Annotated in this window: 17 protein-coding genes; 2 read left to right on the top strand and 15 right to left on the bottom strand. The window is 52.4% G+C overall.

Going from position 1 to position 17,455, the window contains the following annotated elements; all coding sequences use genetic code 11:
• Nucleotides 1-29 precede the first annotated feature (29 nt).
• The 6 genes from PEL01S_RS22755 to cymR form a co-directional block, all read right to left on the bottom strand.
• The gene (locus PEL01S_RS22755) at nucleotides 30-1,310 is read right to left on the bottom strand and encodes an ArsB/NhaD family transporter (RefSeq protein ID WP_063183791.1); all 1,281 of its coding nucleotides are present in this window, start codon (nucleotides 1,308-1,310) and stop codon (nucleotides 30-32) included.
• Between the two features lie 265 nt (nucleotides 1,311-1,575).
• Nucleotides 1,576-2,646: an AI-2E family transporter gene (locus tag PEL01S_RS22760; RefSeq protein ID WP_063183792.1), complete on the bottom strand. Its 1,071-nt coding sequence runs from the start codon at nucleotides 2,644-2,646 to the stop codon at nucleotides 1,576-1,578.
• A 195-nt stretch (nucleotides 2,647-2,841) separates the two neighbouring features.
• The gene (locus PEL01S_RS22765; protein ID WP_010497085.1) at nucleotides 2,842-3,039 is read right to left on the bottom strand and encodes a YrzR-like zinc ribbon domain; all 198 of its coding nucleotides are present in this window, start codon (nucleotides 3,037-3,039) and stop codon (nucleotides 2,842-2,844) included.
• Between the two features lie 10 nt (nucleotides 3,040-3,049).
• Nucleotides 3,050-3,571, bottom strand: coding sequence for a PRC-barrel domain-containing protein (locus tag PEL01S_RS22770; protein ID WP_010497083.1), 522 nt, complete (start codon nucleotides 3,569-3,571; stop codon nucleotides 3,050-3,052).
• A 35-nt stretch (nucleotides 3,572-3,606) separates the two neighbouring features.
• Complete coding sequence (locus PEL01S_RS22775) at nucleotides 3,607-4,758, bottom strand: cysteine desulfurase family protein (RefSeq protein WP_127461934.1); 1,152 nt, start codon at nucleotides 4,756-4,758, stop codon at nucleotides 3,607-3,609.
• A gap of 38 nt (nucleotides 4,759-4,796) precedes the next feature.
• Nucleotides 4,797-5,219, bottom strand: a complete 423-nt coding sequence (gene cymR, locus PEL01S_RS22780) for a cysteine metabolism transcriptional regulator CymR (RefSeq protein WP_063183795.1) — start codon at nucleotides 5,217-5,219, stop codon at nucleotides 4,797-4,799.
• A gap of 173 nt (nucleotides 5,220-5,392) precedes the next feature.
• Between cymR and mnmA the strand changes: the two genes are divergently transcribed.
• On the top strand, nucleotides 5,393-6,484 hold the full coding sequence (gene mnmA, locus PEL01S_RS22785) for a tRNA 2-thiouridine(34) synthase MnmA (RefSeq protein ID WP_063183797.1): 1,092 nt from the start codon (nucleotides 5,393-5,395) through the stop codon (nucleotides 6,482-6,484).
• A gap of 61 nt (nucleotides 6,485-6,545) precedes the next feature.
• Here the strand turns inward: mnmA and PEL01S_RS22790 are convergent, their stop codons facing one another.
• The 3 genes from PEL01S_RS22790 to PEL01S_RS22800 form a co-directional block, all read right to left on the bottom strand.
• The gene (locus PEL01S_RS22790) at nucleotides 6,546-7,835 is read right to left on the bottom strand and encodes an extracellular solute-binding protein (protein ID WP_127461936.1); all 1,290 of its coding nucleotides are present in this window, start codon (nucleotides 7,833-7,835) and stop codon (nucleotides 6,546-6,548) included.
• 236 nt (nucleotides 7,836-8,071) lie between these two features.
• A complete protein-coding gene (locus tag PEL01S_RS22795) occupies nucleotides 8,072-8,794 on the bottom strand; it encodes a hypothetical protein (RefSeq protein ID WP_063183800.1) in 723 nt (240 codons plus the stop codon).
• Nucleotides 8,795-8,845: 51 nt separating this feature from the next.
• Complete coding sequence (locus tag PEL01S_RS22800; RefSeq protein WP_255320152.1) at nucleotides 8,846-9,472, bottom strand: YhbD family protein; 627 nt, start codon at nucleotides 9,470-9,472, stop codon at nucleotides 8,846-8,848.
• Between the two features lie 259 nt (nucleotides 9,473-9,731).
• On the opposite strand from PEL01S_RS22800, the gene PEL01S_RS22805 reads away from it, so the two are divergent.
• Nucleotides 9,732-10,412: a sensor domain-containing protein gene (locus tag PEL01S_RS22805; protein WP_163767975.1), complete on the top strand. Its 681-nt coding sequence runs from the start codon at nucleotides 9,732-9,734 to the stop codon at nucleotides 10,410-10,412.
• 58 nt (nucleotides 10,413-10,470) lie between these two features.
• Here PEL01S_RS22805 and PEL01S_RS22810 read toward each other — a convergent pair whose 3' ends face one another.
• From PEL01S_RS22810 to hisS, 6 genes are all read right to left on the bottom strand, one after another.
• Nucleotides 10,471-11,724 (bottom strand): replication-associated recombination protein A, encoded by a 1,254-nt coding sequence (locus PEL01S_RS22810; RefSeq protein WP_127461939.1) that lies wholly within the window; start codon nucleotides 11,722-11,724, stop codon nucleotides 10,471-10,473.
• 133 nt (nucleotides 11,725-11,857) lie between these two features.
• Nucleotides 11,858-12,322, bottom strand: coding sequence for a hypothetical protein (locus PEL01S_RS22815; RefSeq protein WP_127461940.1), 465 nt, complete (start codon nucleotides 12,320-12,322; stop codon nucleotides 11,858-11,860).
• Between the two features lie 3 nt (nucleotides 12,323-12,325).
• Complete coding sequence (locus PEL01S_RS22820; protein ID WP_127461941.1) at nucleotides 12,326-13,111, bottom strand: hypothetical protein; 786 nt, start codon at nucleotides 13,109-13,111, stop codon at nucleotides 12,326-12,328.
• 138 nt (nucleotides 13,112-13,249) lie between these two features.
• Nucleotides 13,250-14,002: a tRNA threonylcarbamoyladenosine dehydratase gene (locus PEL01S_RS22825; RefSeq protein WP_127461942.1), complete on the bottom strand. Its 753-nt coding sequence runs from the start codon at nucleotides 14,000-14,002 to the stop codon at nucleotides 13,250-13,252.
• A gap of 32 nt (nucleotides 14,003-14,034) precedes the next feature.
• The gene (aspS, locus tag PEL01S_RS22830; protein WP_127461943.1) at nucleotides 14,035-15,822 is read right to left on the bottom strand and encodes an aspartate--tRNA ligase; all 1,788 of its coding nucleotides are present in this window, start codon (nucleotides 15,820-15,822) and stop codon (nucleotides 14,035-14,037) included.
• 26 nt (nucleotides 15,823-15,848) lie between these two features.
• A complete protein-coding gene (gene hisS / locus PEL01S_RS22835; RefSeq protein ID WP_127461944.1) occupies nucleotides 15,849-17,111 on the bottom strand; it encodes a histidine--tRNA ligase in 1,263 nt (420 codons plus the stop codon).
• Between the last annotated feature and the right edge of the window lie 344 nt (nucleotides 17,112-17,455).

Here is a 17,455-nt window from a genome sequence, read left to right on the forward strand (position 1 = left end):
TGAAGCCTCCTTCGGTTAACCGACTGCTGTTACATCAAATATCTCACATACACGTATACATTTGCAACAGCTATCGAAAGCAGCATGAGCGGAAAGGCGATCACGAAAAATTTCATGAACGAAATCGGATGTCCTTCCTTTGCCGCCATACCGGCTACGATCAGATTCGCGCTCGCGCCGATCAGCGAACCGTTCCCCCCGAGACAAGCCCCGAGCGCAAGACTCCACCAAAGCGGCTCCAGGTTGCTGACTCCCATCGTGCCCATTTCCTGAATCATCGGAATCATCGTCGCCACGAACGGGATGTTATCCAAAAACGCCGAGGCGATGCCGCTGAGCCAGAGGATCAGAACCGCCGATTTCGTCACATCGCCGCCCGTTACCCCGACCGCGTAGTTTGCCAACGCGGCGATCACGCCGGTTTCAACCAAGCCCGAGACCAGCACGAACAATCCGACGAAGAAAAAGATCGTCGTCCACTCGACCCGCTGAAACGCCTCTTCCAGAAAGTGCTCACCGGTCAATAGCAGAAGCAGGAATGCGCCGGCGAGCGCCACAGTCGCCGATTCCAAATGGACCATCTGGTGAACGAAGAAGCCGATCAAGGTCAACCCAAGCACCACAAGACATTTTTTTAACAACACCGGATCGCGGATTTCCGCTTTTTCGTTCATTTTCATCAGTCCAAGCCGCAGCTCTTCTGTCGTCTGAATCTGTTTGCGGTAAAACAGTACAAAGAAAGGTACGGTGATCGCGAGGATGATCGCAGCAATCGGCGCCAAATTGTTGATGAACGCCATAAAAGTCAATTCTTTCACCGCGCTGCCGATCATGATGTTCGGCGGATCGCCAATCAGTGTCGCCGTGCCGCCGATATTGCAGGCGAGAATTTGCGACATCAGAAAAGGAACCGGATTTACTCGCAGCTGCCGCGTAATGCTGAAGGTTACCGGCACCATCAGCAGCACGGTCGTCACGTTATCGAGAAACGCCGAGCCGATCGCCGTGACGAGCGAAAGCACGACCATGATGCGGACCGGATGACCGCCCGCCTTTTTGGCCGACCAGACCGCTATATATTTGAACAATCCCGTTTCGGCGGTAATGCCGACAATAATCATCATGCCGACCAGCAGGCCCAGCGTGTTGAAATCGATATGATGAAGTGCCGTTTCCTGGTTGACGATCCCCAGCACGACCATCAAAATGCCGCCGATCATGGCAACGATCGTCCGATGAATTTTTTCCGAAACGATAAAACCGTAGGCTACCGCAAACAATCCGATAGCGATAAGAGCTTGTTGATCCATAATGAAACCCTCTCTCCGATGCAATTTATTGGTGCCGTCAGCCCGCGCCGCTCTTCCGCACAACCCTAAAAAAAGCAAAAAGAAGCCCTTGGTGACAGGCTCCTCCGAAAATCAACGCGATTATGTACTTGTCTTGTGCAACAGGCAGGCATCCGGTCAACGGCCGGATATCGAAGACACGTTTCCCCCGCCGCTGCCAACTTATATATACGCACAAGGCAGTCGATTGGTTTCGCCCGATAAAAAATTTTTTTCTAAAAAATATTCACGTCGTCTTCCGATGAATGTAATACATAAACACATGCTGCAGAATCACTTTCATGACCGCAAAAAACGGAACCGCCAGTATGAGCCCCGTTACTCCGGCAATCTCCCCACCCACAAGCAGCGCGAAAATGATCACAAGCGGGTGCATATTGAGCGAACGGCCGACTACTTGAGGCGAGATTACATTTCCTTCGAGGATTTGACATGCGGTGTTGATGAGTCCGACAAACAGCACCATCTTCCAAGAAATCGTGGACGCCACGATTAGCGCCGGCGCCGCCCCGAGAAACGGACCGAGGTAAGGGATAATGTTGAACACCGCAACGACGCTGGCCAACAGCAGCGCATAAGGCATGCCGATCAGCCAATACCCAATGTAGGCGAGCAGCCCGACGATCATGCATACGGTAAACTGGCCGCGGATATAGTTGCCTAGCGCCATATCGATATCCATCAGCATGGACACGATTTCTTTGCGGTGCGTTTTCGGCACGATCGCCAACGTCGATTTTTCGATCAGTTGAAAATCTTTCAGGATATAGAAGGCGACAAACGGAATAATGAAGAGAAGAAAGACCGTATTGATAGTGCTGCCGATACCGTGAATGTATTCCGCAATCGCGAGCGAGATTCCGTTCTCCAGCTTGGAAAGCGACTGCTGAATCCCCATCCGTACGCTGTCCGGGAGAAAGCTGAGTCCGTTTAAGCCGTTTACAACGCTTTGCGCCTTAAAAGCGACATCCGGCATTTTATCGTTCAATTCCGCAAGCTGGCGCACGAACATCGGAATGAGGTTCATGAGCACGACGGTCGCCGAAGTAATGAAAACCGCATAAATAAGGAGCACAGCCATCGTACGCGGCACTTTGCGGGCGCCGAGCAGCGTCACCACCGGATTCAGCACGTAAGAAATGATCAGCGCGATCGCGAACGGCGTCAAAATTTTTTTCAAAAAATCATACAAACCCGCAATTATCGGACGGAGCTGCAGCAGCATGTACAAAATAATCAAGCCGAGCAGTGTGTAGATCATGCCGACGAGCAGCCGTTGTTTCGGGAACCGGTCCATAGCGCCCCCCTTTACCTCGATCTGACTTCTGATGAAAAGTTGGCCTTTTTACAGTATATGTACAAGTCCGCCCTCTTAACCCAGCGAACAAAAAAACCGCTTCCCGAGACGCCTGTTCAAAGCGTCCGGGAAAGCGGTTTGACTATACGATGATGGTCGAGCCGGAACTCCCCTATCGAATCTTGGAGCATTCCGTCAGTTGGCATGAAGCTCGGGCATTTCCTCTTCAAAAAACAAATCGTCGAGTGAGCTAAGCGTGCCGTCTTCCTCCACTTGGAATACGGACATTTTTTCCCCGTTCACCGTCAGTTCGATAAAACAGCCCCAGCAGTAAAACTGATGGGAGCCGATCTTGCCAATATCCTTGGAATTGCAATTTGGACAACGTAACATCGGTATCACCCTATTCTTCTTTTGGTCCGAAGATTTCTTGAAGCGCTTCGCTGGCGTGAACGGGAACAATTAAGGCGTCGTCGCCGACCTTGACCGCATCCGGCATCGGCAGCCATCTGCGCCCTTCCGTTAGATCCGAGATGAAACCTTCGGTCAATTCGTAACCTATTACCTTTATGCCCCCATCCGCTTCCAAATAAACGTCCTCGATCACCCCGAGCTGCTGCCCGTTGACGGTAATGACCGGGAGACCCTTCAGCTTGCGTTCGCCAAACAGCAGCGCCCTGCAAGCGGAGCTTGGATTCAGCGGGCGGACGGCTTGTTCTGCGGCAATCGTAACAGCGTCGTCACCCATCGCTATCACGTCTTTTCGCTCAATACACGTGGCTTCGGAAAACCAATGCCCCGCTTCGAGCAGCACGGACTCGACCTCCCAGCCTTCGTTCAGCAACAGGTCTTTGGCGCTGCCCACTTGTTTCCCTGTCTCTACGCAAATGACCGGCAATCCGATAACATCGCGCGCTTTTTTCAACGAGCTTCTCTCCCAGCCGGCAAATCGGAATTTGCCTATCCTTTAGTACGTAAGCGGCTGATAATGGTTTCAACGGCCGTGGCGGCAGCAGCCATTTGCCCGGAGTCGTTGCCCGGTCCGAAGCTGAATCGGATGGCTGATTGCGTCACCTCATCCGGCAGCTTCATCGCCTTAAGCACATGAGAGATTTCCAAGGAGCCGGACGTACAAGCCGAGCCGCTTGAAGCCATCACTCCCGCAAGATCCAGATTCATCAGCATCGTCTCGGTAGAAATGCCGGGGAAGCTGACATTCAAAATATGCGGAAGCTTCTCTGTAGGATGACCGTTGACGACAAACTGCCCGAAGGCCAGACGCCGTTCTAATCCGGTGACCATTTCTTGACGTAGTTTTTCCATCTTTTGTTGCACTTCATACCTATTTCGGTCAAAAATTTCTACGGCTTTTGCAAAGCCTGCGATGCCTGCCGTATTTTCCGTCGCCGGACGGCGTTTCCGTTCTTGAGCGCCGCCGTAGAGCAGCGGTGTGACGCGAATGTTCTTGGCTATATATAACGCGCCGACCCCTTTGGGACCGTTCAGTTTATGCGCGGAAAAACTCATCAAATCTACCGGCAGCTCACGAAGATTGATAGGGACGTGAGCCAACGCTTGAACGGCGTCGACATGAAAACAAATGCCGCGCTCCCTGGCAAGGTGTCCGATCGCTTCGATCGGCTGGAGTGTACCCACTTCGTTGTTGCCGTACATGACGCTGATCAGGATCGTATCCGGCCGAATGGCCTCTTCCACATCGTTCGGCGAAACTTGGCCGAATCGGTCCACAGGTACATAAGTCACTTCGTATCCAAGCTGTTCCAATCGCTCGCAAGCATGAAGAACGGCATGATGTTCGATCTGTGTCGTTATGATATGCCGGCCGCGTTCCCGGTACGCCTCAGCCGCACCGAACAACGCCATATTGTCGCTTTCCGTTCCGCTCCCTGTGAAAACGAGCTCGGACGGCGCGCAGCCGACAAAAGCGGAGATCCGGTCCCGGGCGGCGCTAAGCGCCATTCTGGCTTCCCGACCGGCTTGATGCGTGCTTGAGGGGTTCCCGTACGCCCCGGTCCAATATGGAAGCATTGCTTCCACGACTTCGGGAAGTACGGGCGTTGTGGCGGCGTGATCTAAATAAATGAGCTCCAAAGCTTTCACCACATCTGTTAGGAGGATTTCAAAGCGGTCTAAATGTAAAACATGTAGCTGTCATTCAGATTTCCTTCGTCTTTGTAAGAAATCAAATCATGCAGCGTCGTCGAATCAAGCACCTGCGCAATTCCGTCGCGAATCCGAATCCAGAGCTGGCGCTTGGCCGGATCGTCTTCCTCGGTGAAGTCGACCGGGCTGATCGGACCTTCAAGCACCCGAATCACGTCGCCGGAGGAAATGTCTTCGGGCGATTTGGACAAAATATATCCGCCGTATGCGCCGCGGATGCTTTTAACAAGACCTGCGTTACGCAGCGGAGCAACCAATTGCTCCAGGTAATGCTCGGAAAGCTGATGCTTTTCTGCGATGCTTTTCAGTGAGGTGGGGCCTTCTCCGAACTTCGTCGCGAGCTCCATCATGATCGTGAGTCCGTAGCGGCCTTTGGTGGAAATCTTCAACTTGTAGCACCTCGTTTACATTTCATACATTTTTGTATCGTTTCTATGGTAACATAAAACCTTGTAATTTGGGAGAAAAACCGTGGCATATTCATGAAAAATTTTATTCTTTCTTCATTTGAATGTATAATACTTTTAATGTACGAACGATGTACAGGTATAGAAGCGAGGTAATGATCATGACAACAAAACCGCGAGTCGTTCTCGGGATGTCGGGCGGCGTCGATTCTTCGGTATCCGCGCTTGTCCTGAAGGAACAAGGGTACGAGGTCATCGGCGTGTTCATGAAGAACTGGGACGATACCGACGAATTCGGGCATTGCACGGCGGAAGAGGACGCCGAGGACGTGCGCCGCGTCTGCGACCAAATCGGCATTCCCTATTATACGGTAAATTTTGAGAAACCATACATGGATAAGGTGTTCGCCTACTTCCTCGACGAGTACCGCAAAGGGCGGACGCCGAATCCCGACGTGATGTGCAACCGGGAGATCAAATTCGGGGAGTTTTTGAACAAAGCGCTCGAACTCGGCGCCGACTATATCGCCACTGGACATTACGCCCGCGTTGAGGAGCGGGACGGCAAATATCGGCTACTGCGCGGGGTCGACAACAACAAGGATCAGACGTACTTCCTGCATGCGCTGAACCAATACCAGCTGTCGAAAGCGATGTTCCCGATCGGACATCTTCCGAAGCCGGAAGTCCGGGCCATCGCAGAGAAAGCGGGGCTCGCAACGGCGAAGAAAAAAGACAGCACCGGCGTCTGCTTTATCGGCGAAAGGAACTTCAAGGAGTTCCTGAGCGGCTATCTGCCCGCGAAGCCGGGAGAGATGAGAACGCTGGAGGGCGAGGTAAAGGGACGTCACGACGGCCTTATGTACTATACGCTCGGTCAGCGTCAAGGCCTCGGCATTGGCGGCTCCGGCAGCGGAGAGCCTTGGTTCGTCGCTGGCAAAGATTTGGAGAAAAATATTTTGTATGTCGTTCAGGGCGAAAAGCATCCGGCGCTCTACTCGACCGGACTGCTTGCTACCGATTTGAACTGGATCGCCGGCGAACCGCCGAAAGAGGCGCTGCACTGCACGGCGAAGTTCCGCTACCGTCAACCCGACCAAGGCGTGACGGTCCATTTCGGCGAAGGCGGCCGCTGCGAAATCGTATTTGACCAGCCGCAAAAGGCGATTACCCCAGGGCAATCCGTCGTCTTCTACGACGGGGAAGTCTGTCTCGGCGGCGCGGTAATCGACAAGATTTTGCAATAAGTCTGCAATAAAAGGGAGCTTTCCGGTGTAAGCCGGAAGGCTCCCTCTTTTTATGCCGGCTTTATTTTTTCAAGGCTTGATCCAGCTTGAATTGTCCGATTGTATTCAACTCAACCAGCATGTGGTCCAATTCAAGCTCTCCTTCAATCACTCGAGTCATAGATTGTTGAACCTGCTCATAAAACTCGGTTGAAAATTCATAGGGGACGGAAGGCGTATAAGCGTCTTGGGGATATAGTTTATAAAATGCTTCCATGTTGTTGTCCTTCTTTTGCGTGCTGTCGATATAAGCTGGAAGACTACCGTGGCTACCTACCCGGCTATTCAGCTTGGCAAACTTCTCGCTATGGATATACTCCAGCAGCTGCCAGGCTCCGTCTATGTTTTTGGAGCCGGAATAAATTCCGAACAAGTTATTGGGAGTAAGGGACGTGCTCCGGTCGGGTGTAGCGGGATTCACTGGCTCCGTAGCGATTCCCCATTCGAAATCAACGTTTGAGAGATACTCCAATTCATACGAGTACTCTACCGTCATGGCGGCTCGCCCTTGTGTGAACGGATTTTCAAGCAGCAGGTTTCCCTTTTGCATGTCACCCGGTTGGTTGATATAAACCGTGCCTTCCTTTGTTCTTGAAATAACCATATCCATAATACGTCTCCAGCTTGGAGCATTGATCATGATTTTCTGCCCCGCTGTATCCGTCAAGCTTAAGCCTTCGGTTTCTGCGATATTTTGAACAAGCCGGAAAGGATGGCTGATGTTATGGTAGTAACCATATGCGCTTCCGTTATTGCGCTCTGCTTTTGCAAACCGTGCAGCCAGTTGAAACACTTCCTCCCAGCTCATATGATCCGTTGGATAACGTATCCCGAATTGATCGAATAACGTCTTGTTATACAACAAGGCTTTGGATTGAAAGGTCGGTGATAGGCCGTACAATCTTCCCCCGCCTTTATTCCTTAGGTAAGCGGTCATATTTTTGTTCATCCGTTCCAGGTTGACGTCTTTTGATTTTTTTAGAAGTGGCTCCAGATCGACAAGCATTCCGTCCTCAACAAAGCTTTGAAGATCAAAGTTGAAGATGAGATCGGGCTGTTCTTTTTTTACAAGCTCCCGATACCCTTCCATGGAAAAACCTTTCTTATAGTAATCATCCAATGAGACGACTTCGATCTCGACATGAGGGTTTTGAGCAGTAAAGAGCTTACCGTAAATCTTATAAAAACTTTGTTTATCGTGATAAAATACCTTTAGCTTCGTTGCTTTGTCTTCGGGCTTCATGCCCGTACAGCCGGTTAAGAGACAAATTAAACAAAGAAGCAGTTTCAATCGTTTCCCCAGTTGATTCATTTTTTCGCGGCTCCCTATTTTATAAATCAGTTACTTCTGTCAATTCAGCCTTCCAAATCTGGATAACCATACCTATCGTAACATAAAAAGCCCGCTGAAGTTTTGTTCAGCAGGCTCTCTGTACTGCATTATGAAGTTTATGAATACGATGCAACTTGTTCGGAAATTACTTCCTGCTGTGTCGGGGAAATGTGAATTTTTCCCGGCCGGCGACGACGGAGCCAAGACGGCTCCTGTCAGATTTGCCGGTACTCTTGAATCTTGGCTCCCTTGAACGGATTCAAGCTTTCCTTGTATTCGACCAGATCGATTTCACAGCCCGGGCCGATCGTAATCCGGCTGCCACGGACGACTTTGGCCGTCGTATTCTCCAAATAAATTTCGTCCCCTTCAATCGTTTCGGCGTCGAGCTTCGCGTCGAGCATCGGCAGAAACGACTTGAGAAGCGACTTGAAGCCTTTTTTGCGTACCGTGATCACTTCGCCGCCGATTTCCTGCGCGGAGCTGGCGCCGTAAAGCGAAATATCGATAACGCCCGCATTCAATAGTCCGTCGATCCGGAACGCTCCCTTGGCATTGAACGTCTCCGCCTCGCAGTCTCCGGCAACCGTCAAATCCCCTTCCAGATCGATCCGGTCGCCGTTCATGCTCCCCTGAACCCGCGCGCTGCCCCGGCATTTAAAATCCAGATACGAGACGTTTCCTTCCAGCTTGACTTCCCCGTAAACTTTAATGTCCTCGCTCTCGACACTGCCATACATCGACGACACACCGTTCACTTGAATAAACTTGGCCTTCACTTGGCCGGAGATTTCGCTGATTCCGTTCGTCTTGAACTGAAAGCAATCGATATCGCCGTAAACTTTGCCTTCGCCGCTAATTTTCACGTCCTGGTAGCTTCCGCCCGAGGAAGAACCGCTGCCCGAAATAACAAGATCGCGGCGGTTATTGCTGTCCATAGTTATCCCTCCGTACTTGCTGCATTTTTTATTTTGGCAAAACGCACTTCATTATGATAATTTGATTTTCAATTCCTCTGCACACTGGCCTATCGAAATCCGCGCTACCAACCTTACCCGCGGCTCGAAATACACTTCGCCCGGACTTGTTGCAATCACGAAGCCGGACATGCCCATCTTTCGAAAAAAGATCAACTCGGCAGTTTTGCCTTGAAGCTTTGGATAATGCTCCGTCATGGTCTGAATCAGGCCTTTTCCTTCCTCCAACGTCATCTCTCCGGTTTGCAGCAGCTTGTCGAGCGCATACATGCATATTATGTTTTTAAAATCGTAGACCGCGCTCGCTCCCTGCTGTTCGATATAAAAATCGAGCGTCTCTTTCGTAACAATGTTGCGTTTTTCCAGTTCCTCACGCCCAAGGGCAACTTCGCTCAAATTTGGAGAAAATACATCCGCCAGCTCATCGAGCGATAAATCGTCTTTCATATTCACGATTTTATCGATCCGCGCCAAAATGCTCTCCTTTGGAAAAAAGGTTTCCTGTCCCGTAAATGTCGACTTTCGAATAAACCATTCTTCCGGAATGAGATTTTTACGTTTCCAGCGGTATAATTGGCCGTAAGAAATGCCTGTCAGTTCAAGCAAATCTTTTTTGGAGATCAATTCCCGTTCCGTCACCTTCAACGCCTCCTTACGAAAGTAAGTGTAACATAACATTGTTACGTTGTAAATTGCAAAATAAAAAAGCTTCCGTATCGAAGCCTTTTTTGAGGAAACTATGCGGTTTTCCGGAGACATGACATACTTGTTGACGGTGCAAACTGCCTGGTTTGTTTCGTTATCTGCCCGCTGCTCAAACACTAATTTAAAATAATTGAAGGGGGAAACGTCGCCCGAACCGTCAAAGGGTTCAAAACGATATGAGGATGTGGAACCATTGAATACGCAAAAACCAGGATTTATCGGGGCCTTTTACTATTTGCTATATCTCCTGCCCGCAGGCATCATCGGATTCACGCTGACGATCGTCGGTGTCGCCTTGTCCATCGGACTTATGCCGCTGTTCGTCGGCTTTCCGCTTATGCTCGTGACAGCGCGGTTTGCCAAGCGTATGACTGTTTTGGACGCAAGGCTGGCCGTCCGGCTTCTTCAATCCCCTTCGACTGCCGCAGATTCCGTGCATACGGAAAGCCTTGATCCTGAGCAGTATGGCAAAAGAGGCCTCTTCGCCCAACTAGGCGCGGAGCTTTCCAATCCGTCAACTTACGTCGGACTGCTATTCCAAATCGTCAAACTGCCCTTGGGCATCATTTCGTTTACGCTTGCCGTTACGATCGTAGCCGTTAACTTGGCGCTTTTGGCGTCTCCGCTCGTCTATTGGATCTTGCTGCAATCGATCGGCATTGATATTTTCGAGAGAGAATTATTCGCCCGTTTACTTCCGGCGGACTTAAGCTCGCTTCAAATCTCGCTTATTTACGCAGGAATCGGTCTGCTGCTGCTGCCCGTAACCAATAGCTTGATCCGTCAAAGTGCCTTATTCTTCGGACGCATCGCTGTCGAAATTTCCGATCCGGCCGGAAGAAGAGCCGGTGAAGCTCCGCTGCAGCGGGCCTAAGCGGGCTTATTTCCCCGGAAATGTTCCACCCTCGACTCCGCCGGGATCCCCTGCGGCTTCACTCTGCCGCAGGCTTGTTATATTTCGCGAAAATCTTCGCTTCCACCCCGCTATTTTGCGGGTGATAAAATCGCTTGCTCTTCACTTCTGGGGGAAGATATTCGTTCCGGGCGTTCGGATGATCGATAGGATTCGTATAAGTTCTCGTACCGTCACGGACATCTGCAGGAACTTCGTAAGCTTTCGTCTGCTTGACATAATCGAGCGCCCCATTGATCGCTTTGTAGACCGCATTGCTTTTCGGGCTCTCGCAAATGAACACGACGGCTTCAGCGATCGCCATTCGCGCTTCCGGCATGCCGACAAACTCGACGGCATCTTTGGCAGCCAATGCGATCTGCAAAGCAGTTGGATTGGCCATACCCACATCCTCCGTCGCATGAACGACGATTCTGCGGCAGATGTATAGCGGGTCCACACCAGAATACAGCATACGCGCCAGCCAATAGATGGCCGCGTCCGTCTGGCCGCCGCGGAGCGACTTGCAAAAGGCGGATGTCATATCGTAAAAATCGGTGTGGGTTATCGCATTAATACGGGACTCGAATGATTCCTGAATCGTCTGCAGCTCGATCGTCTGTGAATCGTGCAGCGAATAAGCGGCCGTTTCCAAGGCGATCAAGGCATTTCTTACATCGCCATTGCAGACGTCGCATAAATAATCCATCGCTTCCTGCGTAATCCCATACTCCCCGCCAAGCCCTCTTTCCGGGTCTGCCAATGCCTGACGCAAAATTTGCTCCAGATCGTCTTTTTGCAGCGCTTCAAGCCGGTACACGCGACAGCGGCTGACAAGAGGTGGGATGATATCGTGTGCGATGCTTTCCGTCGTCGCGCCGATCAGAATGATGGTTCCGTCTTCGACGATGGGCAGCAGCGACTCCTGCACGTTGCTTTTGAGCGCGTGGATTTCATCCAAGAACAGAATCGTCCGCTGATTGTACAGCTTCAGATTGTCTTTCGCTTTACGGGCGACTTCCCGCAGATCCGAAACCGACAGCGAGACGCCGTTCAATTTCTCAAAATGCGAGCTCGTCATGCCGCTGATGATCGTGGCGAGCGTCGTTTTGCCGCTGGAAGGCGGACCTTGCAAAATCATGGAGCCGATCTTGTCCGTTTCGATGAGCCGGCGCAGCACCTTGCCTTCGCCGAGCAAATGCTTCTGTCCGAAAAATTGCTCCAGATTTTGCGGACGCATTCTTTCCGCCAGCGGCTTATATTCGTTCGTCCGGTTAAAATCGAATAAGTCCATGGTTTTCTCTGACCGCCAATCCTGAATATTCGCAAAAAAAGCACAGGCCCCTGACGCCGCATATGTGCTGCGAATGGGTGACCCATGCTTTTTATTATAAAAGCAGTTCGGACGATTTACAAAGGTTTAAGGCTCAACCCGAACCAAGCTGACCGATACCAAGGGCAAACCAGCGCTCCATAATATGCCGGACATTCGACACTTGATCGGGGCTGCACTCCACAATCACGACAACGTCCACATGGTGCCCTCTCCGCTTGCGTTCTTTTCGCCGTTTGAAATGAATCATCCAGTCCAACGCAAAACCAAGAGCTGCGCCTGCCGCAAGGCCGAGTAATCCGCCCATAATCGGACCGATGGCCCAGCGGAAGCCCAGCGACGCTCCTAGTACGGAACCGATTGTGCCGATGACGGCGGGGCCATCCAGCATGCTGATTCCGTCCGAGTGGTGGATCGTATCGAATACCAGCGTCTCCTGCGGACCGCTTTCCTTTAGCGGAACCGCTGCGATTGCTTCGGCAAGGATGCCTTGGCGCTCCAGCTCGCAGATCGCAAGCTCCAGCTCTGACGAATGACGAAAAGTCGCTACGATATACATCTTCTACCGCCCCGTCGCCCGGCAGAAGCTGAGGCGCAGCGCCCCATATGTGCGCTCCAGCCACTGCTTCTGGGCCTTATCGAACAATTTATTGTATTCGACTGAATACACATAAGCCTCGTAAGCCGCGAAGCAGTAAAAAGAAGGCATAAACAAGGCCCATTGCGCGTTAATCGAGTGCCACGCCTGTACGTTACTCCCGGCCATAGTAACGAGTACAATTTCCGCAATAGCCGAGAAATACATCAAGCCGATCCACCCGGCCAGGAGAAAAAAACCGATTGGAATGCGGCGAAGATACAGCTGCCCAAGCCCCGGCATGAGCATGGACCAAGCTATAGCGAGCCAGGGCGAGGTTTTGTCCAAATGATTCAAGGACATTCCGCTCATTTTAAAGGAAACAATGGGCGCACGCTCCCACTCGGCCAGCACCCATTGCTTGTTCAGCTCAATCGTGCTGCGGTAGCTGTCCCAGATGGTGTAAATATACACGGGAATATACAGCAGCAGCCAACGGGGATTCAGCACCTGCTTCGACAGATCGACATGACCCGTAAAAGAGCAAACCATCGACGTATTGATTCCCGACTGCATGTTGAGCCCAATTTCCCACAGTATCAAGATAAACCCTTTGATTTGGTTACCGAGGAGCAAATGGCCGAAACCCGGGAATGCGGCCGACCACCAAGCGATCACCCAAGGCTTGCGCAAATGCAGCAGGTTGATATTCAAGGTTCCGAAATAAGCCAAATAGCGCTTGTGGCTTCCCGCAGCTGGGCTTCGTTCCATGGTCCGCACTCCGATTGAAAAAAGATGAAGTCGCCTTTGGACTTGCTTTTTCTATCTTGCCCCAAAAATGACAAAAAAAGCATCCTTTTTCGCATTTGCTGCAAAGGATGCTTTCTTGATGCCGAATGGCTGATTATGCTACTTCAGTCCGGCCTTGGACAGGAGATCGCGGACAGCGACGCTGACCATGATCAGCCCGGCGACCGGCGGAACGAACGCGTTGCTGGCCGGCGGCTGCTGCGCCTTACGAATCTCAGGCGCATTCTCCGGCACAATCCGCTGCGTGACGTCAACCCGCGGCTTGATCGGCTCTTCCGTCGAAAATACGACTTTAACGCCCTTCTTGATGCCTTCTTTCCGCAGCTTGTGACGAATCACGCGTGCCATCGGATCGACGCTCGTCTTAGAGATATCTGCCACCTGAAATCGGGTCGGGTCCATCTTGTTGGCGGCGCCCATACTCGAAATGAGCGAAATCTTGCGCTGCAGGCATTGCTTGATCAGATGAATTTTGTAGCTGATCGTATCCGAAGCGTCCAATACATAATCCAACGGATAGTCGAACAGCTGCTCATACGTTTCTTCGGTATAAAACATGCGCAGGGCGATGGCATCGCATTCCGGGTTGATTTGCAGGATACGATCTCGCATCAGCTCAGCCTTCGGCTGGCCGACCGTCGTCATCAAAGCATGAATTTGCCGGTTCACGTTCGTAATGTCGACGACATCTTTGTCGATCATGATGATTCGGCCGACGCCGGTGCGGGCCAGCGCTTCGGCGGCGATCGAACCGACGCCGCCGATGCCGAGAACCGCCACCGTACTATTTTTCATAACCTCAAGCCCTTCCGGGCCGATCGCCAGCTCCGTACGGGAAAATTGATGCAGCATGGCTTACTGTCCACACTCCTCTTATTCGGGTCTTAAGCTTTGGCGGAAGGCTGCTTGAGCGCCAACCGAATGGACAGCTCCTCAAGCTGCTTGGCATCCACGGGACCCGGAGCTCCCGTCAACAGGTCCGATGCGCTGGCCGTTTTCGGGAAGGCAATCGTTTCGCGCAGGTTGGTGCGGCCGGTAATCAGCATCACGAGCCGGTCGAACCCGAAAGCAATCCCCCCGTGAGGCGGCGTACCGTATTCGAAAGCCTCCAGCAGGTAGCCAAATTTCTCCTGCACATCTTCCTTGGGAAGGTTCAGCGTAGCAAACATTTTCTCTTGCACTTCGCGCTGATAAATCCGCATGGAGCCGCCGCCGACTTCGTAGCCGTTCAGCACAAGGTCGTAGGCCTGCGCACGGATTTGGCCCGGATCGGTGTCGAAGTAATGCATGTCTTCTGCCTTCGGACTAGTAAACGGATGATGCTCCGCCACATAGCGCTTCGCTTCTTCGTCATAGCTGAGCAGCGGGAAGTCTACCACCCATGCGAACTTGAATTTGCTGTCGTCGATCAGGCCCAACTGACGGCCGATTTTCAAACGAAGGTTACCAAGCACGTCGGCAACGACCTTCTTCGTATCGGCGGAGAACAGCAGCAGGTCGCCTTCTTCGGCTTCCAGACGCTGCTTGAGCTGCTCCAGCTCCTGCTCGTTGAAAAATTTCACGATCGGCCCTTTCAGCTCGCCGTCTTTATACGTCATCCACGCAAGCCCTTTGGCCCCGTAGCGTGCGGCATATACACCGAGATCGTCGATTTCCTTGCGGCTCCAAGCGGCGCAGCCTTTGGCATTGAGCGCCTTCACCTGGCCGCCCTTTTTAATGATGTTCGCAAATACTTGGACGCCCGATTCGGCGACTATGTCCGAAACGTCCTGCAGCTCGAGGCCGAAACGAAGGTCCGGTTTGTCAGAGCCGTATTTGCCCATCGCGTCCGCATAGCTGATGCGTTGGAACGGCGTTTCGATGTCGGCGCCGGCCGTTTCTTTAAACAGACGAACGACGAGCTTCTCCATCATATCGAGCAATTGATCCTGCGACAGGAACGACGTCTCGATGTCCACCTGTGTAAATTCCGGCTGGCGGTCGGCGCGCAAATCTTCGTCGCGGAAGCAGCGGGCGATTTGGTAGTAGCGCTCCATGCCGCTTACCATCAGCAACTGCTTGAAAATTTGCGGCGACTGCGGCAATGCGAAAAATTCGCCTGGGTGAACACGGCTTGGCACCAAGTAATCGCGTGCGCCTTCCGGCGTGCTATTGATCAAAATCGGCGTTTCCACCTCGATAAAGCCGTTCTCGTCCAAATAATCGCGGAAAATTTTGGCCGCTTTGGCGCGCAGCATCAACGTACGCTGCATTTCCGGACGGCGCAGGTCGAGATAGCGGTGCTTGAGACGCAGCGATTCGTCGATTTCGATCCCGTCTTCGATGAAGAACGGCGGATTTTTCGCGGCATTCAAGATTTCGATCTCCTTGATACGAACTTCGATCTCCCCTGTCGGAAGGTTCGGGTTGACGGTTTCCGCATCCCGTTCTACAACTTCGCCGCGTACCGCGAGCACGTATTCGTTCCGCGCCCGGTCGGCCACCGCAAGCGCTTCGCCGGAAAAAGCCGGATTAAATACGATTTGCACGATCCCGCTCCGGTCGCGCAGATCGATGAACAATACCCCGCCCAAGTCGCGGCGGCGCTGGACCCAGCCGTTCAGCGTTACCGTTTCTCCCACATTAGCTTTGCTCAAAGTGCCGCAATGATGCGTTTTTAAGATCGTCGTCATGGTGTTTGTTACCTCCATTTTTATCGTTAAACTTGCCCAGCCCGCTCGCGCAGCGTCTGCACGAGATCGGAAAGAGCCAACGTTTCTTGTTCGCCGGTAGCCATCGTTTTCAAGGTAATCTCACCCTTCGCGAGCTCGTCGTCACCAAGAATGGCGACATAAGCTGCGTTGTACCGGTCGGCCGATTTCATTTTCGCTTTGATTTTGCGGCCCAAGTAGTCTTTTTCCGCGGATAGTCCCGTCAGTCGCAAATTTTGCAGCAGCTTCACACACTCGCGCTCTGCGGCTTCACCGAGGCCAATCAAGTACACATCCAACGGTTTTGCCGCCGGAATATCGACTCCCTGCGCCTGCAGCACAAGCAGGATACGCTCCATCCCCAGTCCGAAGCCGACGCCCGGTTGGTCGGTTCCGCCGATTTGTCCGACGAGGCCGTTATAGCGCCCGCCACCGCCGATCGTATCGATTGCGCCAATACCGGCCGCTTTGTACTCGAACGCAGTGTGCGTATAGTAATCCAGTCCCCGGACCAGCCGCGGATTGATGCGGAACGGAATTTCCATCGCGGTCAAATACTCCTGCACCGCTTGGAAGTGCGTCCGGCATTCCTCGTCCAAGTATTCGAGAATGGTCGGCGCGCCTTCGCCATATTTCTGATCGACCTTACAGTCGAGAATCCTCATCGGATTGCGGTCGTAACGCGATTGGCAGTCTTTGCACAGCTTATCCTTCACCGGAGCAAAGAACTCTTGAATTTTCTCGCGGTATACGGCCCGCACGGCCGGGTTGCCAACAGAGTTGATTTCCACCGTGACGTCTTTTAGCCCAAGCTCTTTATAGAACGTATAGCCGAGCGCAATGACTTCCGCATCAAGGCTCGGGTCCACCGAACCGAACGCTTCGATGCCGAACTGGTGAAACTGGCGGTAACGGCCAGCCTGCGGCTGCTCATAGCGGAACATCGGGCCGATATAATACAGCTTGCTGACATCCGGCTCGCCGTACAGCTTGTTCTCCACATAAGAACGAACAACGCCGGCCGTCCCTTCGGGACGAAGCGAAATGCTGCGGTCGCCTTTGTCGAGGAACGTGTACATTTCCTTCTCGACGATGTCCGTCGTCTCCCCTACGCCGCGCTGGAACAGTTCCGTGTGCTCGAACATCGGCGTACGGATCTCGCGAAAATTGAAACGCTGACACAGTTCCCGGGCCTTCGTCTCAATATACTGCCATTTCTCAATTTCGCCGGGCAGCAGGTCTTGCGTGCCCTTCGGTTTTTGAATGCTCATCTAAGCCCAGACTCCTTTCTGTCGCGTTTCAGCACAAAAAATAAAAAACTCCCGCCCCTGAACTAATTCAGGGACGAGAGATTGTACTTTAACCAAAGTCTCCCGCGGTACCACCCACGATTCGAACGAGCTTGCTGCTGCCGGGCCCGGCTTATGCAAAATAACTCGCTCACACTCTTCAAGCGGGTAACGTCCGCCAGCCGCAAACGACTACTATCCGGCACTGGCTCTTACGCCTTCGTCTGGCCGGGGTTCCCCGTTCGTCCTCCGGGAGGTCTGTTCATCCGATTCGCATAAGGAAGCTTGCAGCCTGGGCTTCCCTCTCTGGATACGCAAGGTTCGAA

The organism is Paenibacillus elgii NBRC 100335 (assembly GCF_004000865.1).
In the GTDB taxonomy this organism is placed as follows: Bacteria; Bacillota; Bacilli; order Paenibacillales; family NBRC-103111; genus Paenibacillus_G; species Paenibacillus_G elgii.